Here is a 13,508-nt window from a genome sequence, read left to right as displayed (position 1 = left end):
GAACTATCACCTAAAAGAAGATACATCCTGAATTCCCGACGAATTATATCAAGGTCGGGGGATCAATATCCAAACCGGAATAAAGTGCTTTTTGCTTCTTTGTTACCTCACCAATGCGAAGCGTGCAACCTTGTTGTTCAAAACATTCAATCGTATCCCCTTTATATGGCCGATCCTGGTGGTAATCCCAGGACACTATAGCGGTATGGTAGTTCAATTCATAGTTGGACTGATAGTTGGCACGGGTTCGCATCGTATCTCTTACCGGGTCCAGTTCCTTCCTGACCCATTTGAGAGAAATTTTCGTTCCCATGAGAAACTTCAGGTGGTTCCGGTACAAGGCGTTGATGTTTGCTTCACTGTAGAAACCGCGATCCATAACCAGTTTAACAGTGCCGTATTTCAGAAAATCCATGTCGGCAATCAGATTTTTGACTGTTTTGACATCGGGAATATTTCCCGGAAGTTTCCGGTAATAAAAAGGCAGTCGGGACTGTTCTCCGAAAAGTAACGCAAGGTTGATTTGCGGGAGGGGGTCATGATCCTTATTCACACCATATTTAACCTGTATTAACGATTTTGAATAGGAAGATATGGAGGTTGTGTCATAGGCAAGATATTCCTTCTCAATACGCCGTTTCCCTTGTTGTGCAAAAAACTGTTCCTTTGCATCTGAAGTAATGGAAGCAAAGAGTTCACTGCTTCTCTGAGAGGGTATATTTTTACCAAAGGGATGTTTATGGGTGGCCGCCCACTTTGGAAAACGGCTGAGTGGATTTCGGTCCTCAAGAATCAGATAATACGCAAGTGACAGAATCTGCCGGTATGTATCCGGAAAGCACCTTTTCAGGTCATCCGTGATGCCAAGTTTCTTACCAATCGCATCAAATAGATAGGTTGCTCCGTAAAAATGATGCCGTGATTCTGTGGCCGGAACAGGGCCAGGCTTTGGTTTAAGAAGTTCCGGCTGATTCGATTCCAGGTGCTTCTTAGAAAAAATGATTTCACCGGTTAGTGGATCCAGCTTACCCACACACTTCCGATCACAGATACACATCTGTTTTTCTTTGTTCCAATGGCCGGTGGATTCATAAACATAAGTAGTCCCATTTTTCTTGTTCTTCAGATAAACATAGGTCATAATAGCCCTCCAATCCTTGATATAAAAGTCCGGGAATGCAGGTAACAACTATTTAATAATTGCATACAGCATAATATAATGTTCACAATTAAATGTCACTGAGTTTATGTTTTGTTTAAGATATGAAGGCTTCTGCAATTTTTTCAGGCTTAAATTCATTGCAAGGCAATGCTGTTTTTGGATAATTCTTAATGTTATTAATTGCATTAACTATACTTTCTGCTTCATTGTTACATATAATATATCGATTAAATGATTCTAAGTACTCCCTTATTTCATTCATATTATCTCCATCAAGCAAAATTAATATAGGCTTGTTTGTTGCTGCATAGTGATACACTTTACCCGGTATTTGTGTGCCACCTCTATTTAACATACAAACTAGTAAATCCGCTTCTCTTTCAAACCTACTAATATCACCCCTTGGATAAACTTTAATGTTATCTGTTTCTTCTAACACGATGTCTGAATTCCCAACAATGTTTACAATTATACTGTCTTTCATGAGCTTTCCGGCTTTGTACAGCGGAAAAATATTTCTTACCCTGTTAGTATACGCACCAAAATAACCTATTGTAAACTTCATATTTTGAGTTTCATCATATAATTTTTCTTGAATATACGGAGTTGGCAAGAAAATCATCTTTTGTGCTAATTTTGGAAATGCCTTTTTTTGTTTTTTCAAAGTAAAAGGTGAAACATAAATAATCTTGTCGGCTGATTTTAAAAGATCATTTTCTACTTTCTTGATAACCCATTGAGGATAAATTGATTTATTGGTTATATCCAATGCCATCGGATCACCCCAATATTGAATCCACTTTTTATACTTCAAACCTTGTTCAAATAATTGTTTCGCTGCTATATGAGCAGTTTTGGGATCTGAGGATGATATCACAACATCGTAATATTTAGTTTTTAAAAGGTTAATATCAACTCTTTTGGCCATCGAATATGTGTAATCGTATAATGAAAACTTGTGATATGTTTTTCTAAGAATATTTTCTATGCCTATTTTCACATTCTTGCTTTTATCTTTTTTTGAAGTTATAGAATCGTATCTAGTATTTTCTTTTGTCCTGATTATCCTTACATTCTCAAGGAAATCATAACATTTTCCTATAACATGGCACTCACTAATTGGAATCGTAAGAAAATCGACATGATGTCCCAAAGTTAACAAGCCTTTGGTTAGTGCTAAAGTCCTAATCATTGATGAACTTAGTCCTTCCACTGGGGATAGTTTTATTATTAGTATATTCATATTATTCACCTACCTACCTACCTATTTACTTAATTAATAAATAAAAACCAGCTACAAAAATTAAAACACCTGTAACGCCTACAAAGTAATTAATCCTTTGACCTTTTTCTGTTTCAAAAAACTCTCTAAACATAAGAATTACCATAAATGGATATAACATTATAAAATGTCTGAAAGTAAATGTTGTTATAACGATACCTACTAATGTAGTTGCAAAAGAAATAAAAATTTTATCAACTCTTTTTATGTTTTTGAATAAATATGGTAACATATAAATTTGGCCTATTACACCAAAACCAATTATTACTTGAAAAAATACCGTAACATTTTCAAAAATTCCACCAATTTTTAGTATAGTAATCGGAATCGGTGAAATAAGACCATATCCTAATCTCGCTAAAATTCCGAATGGAAATAAAGACATTGAAAAAACAATATTTGATAAGCCATCACTTAGTTCCATTTTATGAATAAAATATTTCTCATTGAACACTAAAATCAAGTCCCATATATTATAATAATTTATTAAAATGAATGCTAGAAAAACTAAAAAAATGAAAAGAATGGAATTTTTTTTTGAAAGAATATTGTCCTTCAACACCACACAAGTTAATATAATTGCGATAAGGAAAACCATACTTTCATTTCTTAACCAATATGAAATATATCCGAGTATTAGCGTTAATGCTATTGCTTTAATTAAACTGAAACCACCTTTTGACTTTGCATCAAAATAATTATCCCAAACAAATAAAACAGAAAAGAGTATGAGGCTAATTAACGTATCTCTAAATACATGTATACTAATATACTGTGAATTTGGAAATAACGCTATCACATATAACACAATTAAATTCTGTTTTGATGTAAACTGGTATTTCCTTTCAAAATACCTAAACACTAATATACTTAGAGCTAATAAAAAATATATGTTCAGTACCCTAAAGGCAATTGTATGATACTCACCAAACACATTTGACAATCGCATAACCCATGATAATATCCATATAAACCCTATTGAATTACTGTATGTAAATTGTGGATCTAAAATAATTTGTTCTGGCATCATGTAATGGTTCGCAATTACGTATTTTGAATAATGCTCAAAAGCTAAATCATCTGATCCTCCGCCAAAATATGGGATACCAAATTGATACATATATCCATAGTAGGCAGTCAAAATTAATATAACTGATATGATAAATATTAACGAAAGACAATAGAATAATTTATCGTTACCTTTTGGGACTAAGGAAACTACTAAAAATACTCCTATGAGGCCTACAGCAACTATGCTTGTCGTTTTAAATACAAGGCTTAATATTAATAAAACTGATATATTTATAAATAAAAACTGTTTCATCTTAAACCCCCTTTTCGTAATTTCTTAAACACTTTCTGAACTAAACAATCTGCAGCTTTTATATTGCCTATGTAAATCCCATATTCATACCTTTCACTTATCATATCCATTATTCATTTTTTCAATATTATGATATATTTCAATATATGTTTGAATTATATTATCCCAATCAAACTTATTACATAATTTTATACATTTATTTGATTGATTATCATAACTGTTTATTATATCAACTACCTTATTCGCTATATCATCAGCATCAAAACAATCCACACTATAACCAACTTCACCTTCTTCAAATTGACCATCAAAACCTTGCCCTCTTGTGTAAACGACTGGTAAACCCTGACTCATTGCCTCAGCATACACTAAGCCAAATGTTTCAGTTATAGATGGCATAATAAAAATATCATTATCTCGATATATCTGAATAAGTTCTTCCTTTGTTACTGGCTGAATATAGTTTATAAATGGCAAATCTTTTATTTGATCAAATATAAACTTATCCACAATCTTTCCAATTATTGTAAATATAATCTCATAGCCTTTATTCCTCAGAGTTTCGACCGCTTTTACTGTCATACCTATATTTTTACGCTTGCTTATTCCTCCCACATAAATTAACTTCAAAGCTTTATTATTTTCTAAATATTTCGTACAACCTTTATTTGTAAGCCAAAAATGATCTATTCCATTTGAAATAATTTCTGATTTGGCTAACAACTCTTTTCTTAATTTTCGAGGAATATACTTCTGGTTTAAAAAATCTTTATATGGTTCAGACAAGAAAATTATCTTATCAGCCTCTTGTAAAATTTTCAATCCCAGTCGTCTTAAATGAACCATATATTTGAAAAATATATTCAAGTCAGTATCCCTCACGGCAACAACATACGGCACTCCGAATTTTTCTTTTATTTTCATTGCTATAAAACCATTTGAAAATAGGGAGTGTGCGTGGAGGCAGTCAAAATCTTCAAGATTTATACATTGTTTAATATCTCTTAAAATCTTATAATGCTTAATATGAAAAATATACCTGTCAAATTTACCATAACATTCAGATATTTGAACATCATCTTCAATACCATATTGACATTCTTCTCTTGGTACATAATTCATTGTTAATGGAACATAAGTTTCCGATTCAATTCCCTGCTTGTGTAACGCACTTTGGAGTTGTTTATGAACTGATGAACTAAAATAATAGGAATTAATATTTAGTATCTTCATAACCTAATCTCTACTATACAAATCTCTTGTATAGACCTTATCTTTAACATCTTTTATATCCTCAACCATTCTATTTGCAACAATAATATCCGATATCTTTTTAAACTCATTGAAGTTTTTTATGACTCTTGAATTATAGTACTTATCTTCATGTAGTGCAGGCTCGAACACTACAACTTCAATACCCTTAGCTTTAATTCTCTTCATGACGCCTTGAATAGCAGATTGTCGAAAGTTATCCGAATCCATTTTCATGGTGAGTCTATAAATGCCCACAATCTTGGGCTTTCTCTTAATAATCATATCCGCAATATGGTCTTTTCGTGTTCTATTTGCTTCAACTATGGCAGACATAATATTCTGTGGTACGTCTGCATAGTTCGCAAGAAGCTGCTTGGTATCCTTTGGCAAACAATATCCCCCGTAACCAAACGAGGGGTTATTATAGTATGTTCCTATTCTGGGGTCTAGACTTACCCCCTCAATGATATGTTGAGTATTCAAAACTCTGACTTCAGCGTACGAATCTAATTCATTAAAATAGGCGACTCTTAATGCAAGGTACGTGTTAGCAAAGAGTTTGATAGCCTCCGCTTCTGTTGAATTGGTAAATAGGATTGGGATATCCTTCTTGATAGCTCCCGCTGCTAATAAATCTGCAAAGATCTTTGCCCTTTCAGACTGCTCTCCGACAACAATTCTCGATGGGTAAAGATTGTCATAAAGTGCTTTACCTTCTCTTAAAAATTCTGGGGAGAAGATAATGTTTTCTGTTGCAAATTTTTCTTTAACTTTCTCTGTGTAACCTACGGGAACTGTAGACTTAATTACCATTATTGCATGTGGATTAATTGATATTACATTATCTATAACTGATTCTACTGTATTCGTGTCAAAACAGTTTTTTTCAGGATCATAATTCGTTGGTGTTGATATAATGACGTATTCAGCATCCTTAAATGCAACGTATTTATTATCTGTTGCTTTTAGTGCTAAGTCTTTTGAGGTTAAATACTTCTCGATTTCAGTATCAATAATTGGCGATTTTTTATTATTAATCATATCAACTTTATCTTGATTTATATCCATAGCAATGACTTCATTGTGTTGCGCTAAAAGAACAGCGTTAGATAACCCTACATAACCTGTTCCAGCTATTGTAATTTTCATATCAATTACCTCTCTTATATTATCTTGTACTCTCTGCTTTTTCCCAGAAAAATTTGGCTTTTCCAGTAAATATTCTATATACACCAACCCATTGAGCAATAATAGTAACTGTGTAGTAGTAAATTAATGTAAAATACTTGTTCTTGGACTTTGTAATTGTCTTAACCAACGCTAATAAATAAAATATTACTTGTTCTACAAAGGTCAATATGAAAACCATTTGTATTTGAATATGTTTAAGATCCTAATATCCGGTAAGATTGTTGGCAGGGAAATCTGGTTGGTGGAATCCGCCGAGCATGCCAGTACCTTGATGCAAAAAACCCGTTTATCCGAAAAACATACCGGACAGACACCATTAGTGCTTCCTTCAGACAATGGCAGTCCCATGAAAGGCGCAACCCTTTTGGAAACATTGTATCAACTGGAAATTACCGGTTCCAGAAACCGAACCCTTGTCAGTAATGATAATGCCTATGCCGAATCGATTTTCAGAACCTGCAAATATTGCCCGAATTACCCCTACAAAGGGTTTTTGGACATCAGCGAAGCCAGACAATGGGTATTGAAATTCGTCCACGGGTACAATCATGAACAACATCACAGTGATCTTAATTTCCTTACCCCCAATCAACGACACACCGGCATGGATACCGTAATTTTTGAAAATCGGCAACGTGTTTATGAACAAGCAAAGGAAAAAAATCCGAATCGTTGGACACGACAGTGCCGGAAATGGGAACTTGATGTCAAAGTTTTTCTTAATCCTGTAAAAACAGAAGAGCAAGATTTAATGGATATTTCGATCGCATGAGTTTGCAACATGTATCGTAAAAAAAATTGGAAATGATGACAACTATCTTGGCAAACACCGACTTCGATGATATGTCAGATACTCATTTATTAAAACATAGAGCCCATAAAACCTGGCAGGTGTTGTCCTTCAGCGCCCTGTCTAATTAGTGAATAGCGTTGAAACATCCTGCTTTATAGCGCACTCTGCTACCAGAATTGCAAAAAACCTAGCTCTTCAGATTACTCTCTGACCACAATTATTGATTGGTAGAACTTGTCATAAAAACTTTTACTTCTCCTAAGAACTCTGGTGAATATGATATTCCTGTATTGAATTCATTTTTAAAGATTCTATACAGGTCACTATGGCTTGAGATTTAATTAAGATTCTGTTGATCCTTACTTTACGCCTAAATTCATCATCTTTACTTCTCTACCTTTGATAGCTTTTAAATCAAGATTTTCCTTCCACAGGTGGTAAGCTCTAGCTCAGTACTGCCTCTGAAAACAGAATAAAATGACTCAAACATTACAAAATTCTCTTTTACTTTTGGAGTTGGTAAATAATTATTTTTTTAAGAGCCATCATTAACCCTATACAACAATTGATTCAATCTGTTGACTCACTTGTTACAAATTATATGCTTCTAGTACATCTGCTATTCTCTTACATGCAAATCCATCACCATAAGGATTGCTTGCATGGCTCATTTTTTCATACTCATTTTCATCCTCTAATAATAATTTAAAAGTATTATAAATAACCTCTTCTTCAGTTCCCACTAATTCTAGTGTTCCAGCTTCTATTCCTTCAGGTCGCTCTGTTGTATCACGCATAACAAGTACCGGCTTTCCCAAACTCGGAGCTTCTTCCTGTATACCACCGCTATCAGTCAGGATCAAAAACGACTTTGCCAGGAAATTATGAAAATCAAGTACATCTAAAGGCTCTATAATTCTGATTCTCTCGCAATCACCAAGTATTCCTTTTGCAGCGTCTCTTACCACTGGATTCATATGTATCGGATATATTACCTTAATATCTGGCGTTTCATCCACTATTCTTTTTATTGCCCTAAACATATTATGAAGAGGTTCCCCAAGGTTTTCTCTCCTGTGAGCGGTTAGCATGATAAGTCTGCTATCAGATGCCCATATAAGCTGCTCATGGTTATAATCATCTCTAACAGTAGTTTTTAGCGCATCAATTGCGGTATTACCAGTTACATAAATTGTTTCTGAGTTTTTTCCTTCATTAACAAGATTTTGCTTTGATAATTTGGTAGGAGCAAAATTAAATTGTGCTACAATTCCTACAGCTTGACGGTTAAATTCTTCTGGGTATGGAGAATTGATATTATAAGTTCTAAGTCCTGCTTCTACATGTCCAACCGGTATCTGGAGATAAAAGCAAGCCAGTGCTGTTACAAATGTAGTTGATGTATCTCCATGCACTAGCACTACATCTGGTTTTACTTCCTCTAGTACTGCTTTTATTTTTTTAAGGATATTTATGGTTACATCAAATAATGTCTGCTTTGCTTGCATAATGGATAGATCATAATCTGGAACCACATCAAACGCAACCAATACTTGATCTAACATTTCTCTATGTTGACCTGTAACACAAACAATTGTATTTAATTTCTCCCTGGTTTTTAGTTCTTTTACCAGAGGGCACATTTTAATTGCCTCTGGTCTTGTTCCAAATACTACCAAAACATTTTTCTTCAATTTTATTTACCCTCTTATTTTATAATTTATATGCACCATCAAAAGTACATATATTTCTAGTATCAAGAACCAATTTATCTTTTATTAACTCCATATTTTTTTTAATATGATCATGTGCCACCATAATAATAATAATTTCTATTTCATTAATAAAATCCTCAAAATTCATAAACTGATGATCTACAATTCTTTCTTTGATAAATGGATCAAATACTTTAACTCCGAAGGCCAAATGCTCATCCATTCGTTCTAATAGTTGTAATGTTGGGCTTTCTCTTATGTCATCAACGTTTTCTTTATAAGTTAATCCATACAACCCCACTTTTGAAATATCTTTAATGTCATGTTCTCTCATGATATCCCTGATTCTTCTCAAAACATGTGTTGGCATGGCATCATTTGTCTTTCTTGCCATTAATATCATATTGGTTAAATCAGGATAATCCCCTACTAAAAACCAGGGGTCTACTGAAATACAATGACCGCCCACTCCTGGACCCGGTTGTAAAATATTTACGCGTGGATGCATATTTGCAGTCTTAATGATTTCATAGACATCCATATTATCAGATCTGCAAATCTTGGCCAATTCATTAGCGAATGCAATATTAATATCTCGGTATGTATTTTCAATAACCTTTGACATTTCAGCTGTCCTAATATCCGTCACAACAATTTCTTCCTTGCAGAAATTCGAGTATAATTCTTTTACTCTCTCACCAATTACCATATCATCTGCTCCAATAGTCCTTGAATTGTGCTCAAGTTCATATATCATATTCCCTGGTATAATTCTTTCAGGGGCATGGACTAAATGAACATCTTGACCTATGACAAATCCTCTTTTTTCTACTTCTGGTCGTACAAATCTGTCGATAGAGCCTGGTGATATCGTTGATTCAATAATTAATACTGCACCTTTTTCACAAACACCTAGAATACTGTTTACTGCAGATTTTACATATTTAGGATCAAGTTTTTTACTTACTTTGATATAAGGCGTTGGGACTGAAATAATATATGTATCTGTCTTTTGATACTCTGTGGTAAATTCGATGTCATTAGAAAGAGCCTCTTCAAAGAGCTGCCCTAACCCCTGTTCCTCAAAAGTTAATTCACTCTTTTGTAGTGAATTAACTAATTTTTCATTGTAGTCTGTTCCCACTACCTTAATGCCACTTTTTGCAAACATTAAAGCTGTAGGCAAACCAATGTAGCCTAATCCAACTATATTAATCATTCTTTTACCCTCTTTTCTTAATCAAAATCAATAATTATCATATTGTCCTGTCCTTTCCTGTCCTTTAACCAAAGAATACCTGCTCTAACTTGTCAGTCAGCACTTGAACTCGGTGATTTTCATTTATAAATGCACGACCATTTTCCCCAAACTTCGCTCGCTGACTTTCTGGCATTTGATATACTTCTTCAATACGTTGTGCCAGCTCTTGTGAATTAAAAGGTTCAATAACATATCCTGCCCCAGAAGTTGCTACAGCATCATCCTTATACAAAAAACCATATATCGTGCAAGCACCAGAATACAGATATTCATTTACTTTATTTTTTGATACCCCATACTGATAGGTTTCTTCATGGTCTTCAATTGCTAAATGGGCCAGACAAATTTTACTGGCTTTAAGTAATGCAGGTATGCTTTCCTTACTTATTCGCGAACCGATATAAACATTATCAAGCTTATTTTCTTTGGCATAGGCTTCCATTCCGTCCTTCTCTTGACCACTTCCGACAAACAACATTTTAATTGGACAACCTTTTTCTTTTAGTAGCTTAGCTACCTCTAACATCATATAAACGCCTTCATATTTCATATAGTATCCAGTAAAAACACAGGTAAAAGAATCTTTCATGAAGGTTCTAATTTCTTCAGGCACCTGGCTTTTTTTTGTTTCTGCATCTCTATCAAATCGTTCACAGTCCATAGGCTGTCCTATAAGAAAAGTTTTTTTCTTGCTAAACCCTAGTTTATCACAGATATATCTATCTCCATATGCCATGGAATATATAATTCTATCAGCTTTTCGATATGCCCATTTTTCTAAAGTACCAAAGAATAAAACCAAGGGATGATATTTAGACTTATCACCGTTCAATACCCAGATAGTTGGCCATAAATCCCTGACCTCCACACTGAATCTTGCTTGATATTTTTTAGAAGCTTCATAAGCGGCTACCCATGCAAAAGGATGCACTGAGCATCCATTAATCACATCTGGTTTACCAAATTCTTTCACAATCATATCGCTATTTTTTATCACTGCTTTTTTAAAAGAAAGCATATTTCGCAATCTAGAAATTCCATCATTTTCTGCATATGGAGATGTTTTTAAATATACATAATGCATATTATCATTAATTTTAGAAATATAATATGCATTCTCTGATATATAAGTATGCGTAAAATGTGAAAAAGCGGAAGAAATAATTACCACATTGTGTCCGCGTTCAGATAATTCAATAGCAAAATCATACTGCCTTGAAATACCACCATATTTAGGTTCAGAGGAATAGTGATCAATAATCCAGATTGTCTTCATATCTCTATCCTTCTGTTTCTTTAATACTACTTAATAAATCATTAATTTGATAACTTTTCTTATATCCACTCATACCTTGCTCATACACCAAATTTCCGAAAACCTTATTGAAAATCCCGATTTCTCCAGAAATTACTCGAATCATTGGATTAAAAACCTTCACCAGCCTCATCTTTCCCCCATGAGCCTCAGCAATCATCCTAACCATTTCACTAGTCTTGACATACTCTCCATTTTGCGGGAAAAACAACCCTTCCTCACCATTCTCAATCATAAGCCTTATAAACTCGCAAAGATTATCAATATGCAGCATACTTCGCTGATTGTCAATATCAGGAAAAATCGGCAGTTTCTGTGCAACTTTCGCCAGCCTCGGATAATTTCCCTTCGACCCTTTACCATAAATCATCGGTGGTCTTAGAATAACAACTTTGAATTCATCGCTCCCAAAATCTCTAATCCCCTCTTCGGCCTGAAGCTTACTATTCCCATAGAAATTAGTTGGCTGAGGTATGGTATCTTTGGTAATGACTCTTTTCTTATTGAGTTGGCTGCTGTCACCATAAACAATAATGCTGCTCATAAAGATGAACTGCTTAACCCCGTCATTTTTCGCCTTTACAGCGGTTTCTATGGTTAAGTCTCGATTCACCTTGGAGTAAAGGGCTTTCGTTTCTTCCGTTGCTTTTTTAACATCGACGTGGGCGATCCCCGCCGCATGAAAGACAACATCATACCCTGAAAAGTCATTCTCTTTCCAGGCCCCGTCCTTCATATCAACAGTATCAACCAGGTACTGTCCCGGATAGTTTCCAACCCATTTCTCAAAACTGGAGCCAATATAGCTATTGGCTCCGGTGATTAATATTTTTTTCATCTTATGTTTGTCTCCAGAGCAACGGATTTTTCTTTCTTTTCGAGTGTCCCGGTACCACCTTCAACAACACCGTCTTTTTTAAAGACGCAGACACAGGTCCCAAAGAAGCACTTAGCATCCAACCCCAGGCTCATCGACCTGACGTAATCTCCATCCAGTTTCGCCTTCTCCTCAATGGGAAGTTCATCTCGGCCATTAATCTGCGCCCAACCGGTTAACCCAACGGGTACATCATTTACACCATATTGATCTCTTTCTTCAATGAGATCAAACTGATTCCATAGCGCCGGGCGCGGGCCGATGATGCTCATCTCACCTTTGAGGATATTAATAATCTGGGGCAGTTCATCCAAACTTGTTTTTCTTAGAAACTTTCCCGTTTTTGTAATGTATTGAAGTGGATTCTCCATTTGATGGGTGGGAACATCTTTGGGTGTATCCATTCGCATGGTGCGAAATTTCAATATGTTAAAATGGGTCTTATGAATCCCCACTCTTTTCTGTTTGAACAGCACTGGTCCTTCGGTGTCAATCTTGATTGCGATAATCAAAATCAAGAAGATGGGTGAAAGTATGATTAATCCACTAAAGGCTATACCAATATCAATAACTCGTTTAATTTTTAAGTAGCTGATGATTTGCACCTCCAATTGTTATTAGTTCGGGCGGGTAATAATTGTTCGGTTAAAATGCAAACGCCGTAGTAATGCGATAGGTTTAAGGCGATTAATAATCGCCCCTACGGGGTTTTTTGAAATGTTCCAAATTCTTTGGCACCTTTTTCTCATTCTGCCATATATACAGTATACCAGAAGAAAGGAGGTGACACAATGCCAGTTACTACTGAATTCCTTAGCAATAAGCTCCAGGTTCGTTCGAACTACGGTTTGGTGGATGGGAAGGAAACGATTAAGTCTAAGACTTATTCGAATCTGAAAGCATCCGCAATTGATGATGATATCTACGCTGTGGCTCAGGCTCTTGCAAGTATGCAGGAACCCACCATGGAAGAAGTCATTAAAATTGAAAGCTCCCTGTTGATTCCAGGCGTATAACCTGAACCAAATCTAAGAGAAAGGAGATAACCTTTATGCCAGAAATTAAAGCGACCATGGCGTTTCGCCGGGCGGATGGTAAAAACTCTACCATTACCGTAACAGATGCCAATGCCAGTTTGACTGCAGCCGCACTGAACACTGTGATGGATACCATCCTGACAAAAAATGTGTTTGCACCAGAAGCTTCAGATTTTACTGAAAAGGTGAGTGGTAAACTCATCAGCACCACAACCCAGGACTTTGCCATGATCACCGTTTAGACAATCCGCTATGAACCATATGAGGAACCAGTGTATACACTGGTTCCTTTTTTCA

12 protein-coding genes and 1 pseudogene are annotated in these 13,508 nt (G+C 35.1%); 3 read left to right on the top strand and 10 right to left on the bottom strand.

What is annotated here, in order from left to right:
- Positions 1–145: 145 nt before the first annotated feature.
- From VIK44_RS00825 to VIK44_RS00805, 5 genes and pseudogenes are all read right to left on the bottom strand, one after another.
- Positions 146–1,141 (bottom strand): annotated as a pseudogene (locus VIK44_RS00825) (IS1634 family transposase); the annotation flags it as partial.
- Positions 1,142–1,256: 115 nt separating this feature from the next.
- Positions 1,257–2,405, bottom strand: coding sequence for a hypothetical protein (locus tag VIK44_RS00820; RefSeq protein ID WP_331551927.1), 1,149 nt, complete (start codon positions 2,403–2,405; stop codon positions 1,257–1,259).
- A gap of 25 nt (positions 2,406–2,430) precedes the next feature.
- A complete protein-coding gene (locus VIK44_RS00815; protein WP_331551926.1) occupies positions 2,431–3,768 on the bottom strand; it encodes a hypothetical protein in 1,338 nt (445 codons plus the stop codon).
- Between the two features lie 93 nt (positions 3,769–3,861).
- Positions 3,862–5,001, bottom strand: coding sequence for a glycosyltransferase family 4 protein (locus VIK44_RS00810; RefSeq protein ID WP_331551925.1), 1,140 nt, complete (start codon positions 4,999–5,001; stop codon positions 3,862–3,864).
- A 3-nt stretch (positions 5,002–5,004) separates the two neighbouring features.
- The gene (locus tag VIK44_RS00805) at positions 5,005–6,171 is read right to left on the bottom strand and encodes a nucleotide sugar dehydrogenase (RefSeq protein WP_331551924.1); all 1,167 of its coding nucleotides are present in this window, start codon (positions 6,169–6,171) and stop codon (positions 5,005–5,007) included.
- A gap of 232 nt (positions 6,172–6,403) precedes the next feature.
- Between VIK44_RS00805 and VIK44_RS00800 the strand changes: the two genes are divergently transcribed.
- Entirely contained in the window at positions 6,404–6,985 is a 582-nt protein-coding gene (locus VIK44_RS00800) for an integrase core domain-containing protein (RefSeq protein ID WP_331551932.1), read from the top strand.
- Between the two features lie 611 nt (positions 6,986–7,596).
- On the opposite strand, the gene wecB is transcribed toward VIK44_RS00800, so the two are convergent.
- The 5 genes from wecB to VIK44_RS00775 all read right to left on the bottom strand — a co-directional run bounded on the left by wecB (position 7,597) and on the right by VIK44_RS00775 (position 12,770).
- Entirely contained in the window at positions 7,597–8,700 is a 1,104-nt protein-coding gene (wecB, locus tag VIK44_RS00795; RefSeq protein WP_331551923.1) for a non-hydrolyzing UDP-N-acetylglucosamine 2-epimerase, read from the bottom strand.
- 19 nt (positions 8,701–8,719) lie between these two features.
- Positions 8,720–9,940: a nucleotide sugar dehydrogenase gene (locus VIK44_RS00790; protein WP_331551922.1), complete on the bottom strand. Its 1,221-nt coding sequence runs from the start codon at positions 9,938–9,940 to the stop codon at positions 8,720–8,722.
- A 64-nt stretch (positions 9,941–10,004) separates the two neighbouring features.
- Complete coding sequence (locus tag VIK44_RS00785; protein WP_331551921.1) at positions 10,005–11,258, bottom strand: glycosyltransferase family 4 protein; 1,254 nt, start codon at positions 11,256–11,258, stop codon at positions 10,005–10,007.
- A gap of 4 nt (positions 11,259–11,262) precedes the next feature.
- On the bottom strand, positions 11,263–12,135 hold the full coding sequence (locus tag VIK44_RS00780; RefSeq protein ID WP_331551920.1) for an NAD-dependent epimerase/dehydratase family protein: 873 nt from the start codon (positions 12,133–12,135) through the stop codon (positions 11,263–11,265).
- Positions 12,132–12,770: a sugar transferase gene (locus tag VIK44_RS00775; protein ID WP_331551931.1), complete on the bottom strand. Its 639-nt coding sequence runs from the start codon at positions 12,768–12,770 to the stop codon at positions 12,132–12,134. Before VIK44_RS00775 ends, VIK44_RS00780 begins: the two co-directional genes overlap by 4 nt.
- Before the next feature lie 195 nt (positions 12,771–12,965).
- On the opposite strand from VIK44_RS00775, the gene VIK44_RS00770 reads away from it, so the two are divergent.
- Positions 12,966–13,190 carry a DUF1659 domain-containing protein gene (locus VIK44_RS00770; protein ID WP_331551919.1) on the top strand — a complete coding sequence of 75 codons (225 nt, stop codon included), beginning with the start codon at positions 12,966–12,968 and terminating at the stop codon, positions 13,188–13,190.
- Positions 13,191–13,225: 35 nt separating this feature from the next.
- A complete protein-coding gene (locus VIK44_RS00765; RefSeq protein ID WP_331551918.1) occupies positions 13,226–13,453 on the top strand; it encodes a DUF2922 domain-containing protein in 228 nt (75 codons plus the stop codon).
- The last annotated feature ends 55 nt before the right edge of the window (positions 13,454–13,508 follow it).

The sequence above is a fragment of the Acetobacterium sp. genome (genome assembly GCF_036508315.1).
Classification (GTDB): domain Bacteria; phylum Bacillota; class Clostridia; order Eubacteriales; family Eubacteriaceae; genus Acetobacterium.
The sequence above is the reverse complement of the archived record's forward strand: the minus strand, read 5'-3'. Positions and strand labels throughout refer to the sequence as shown.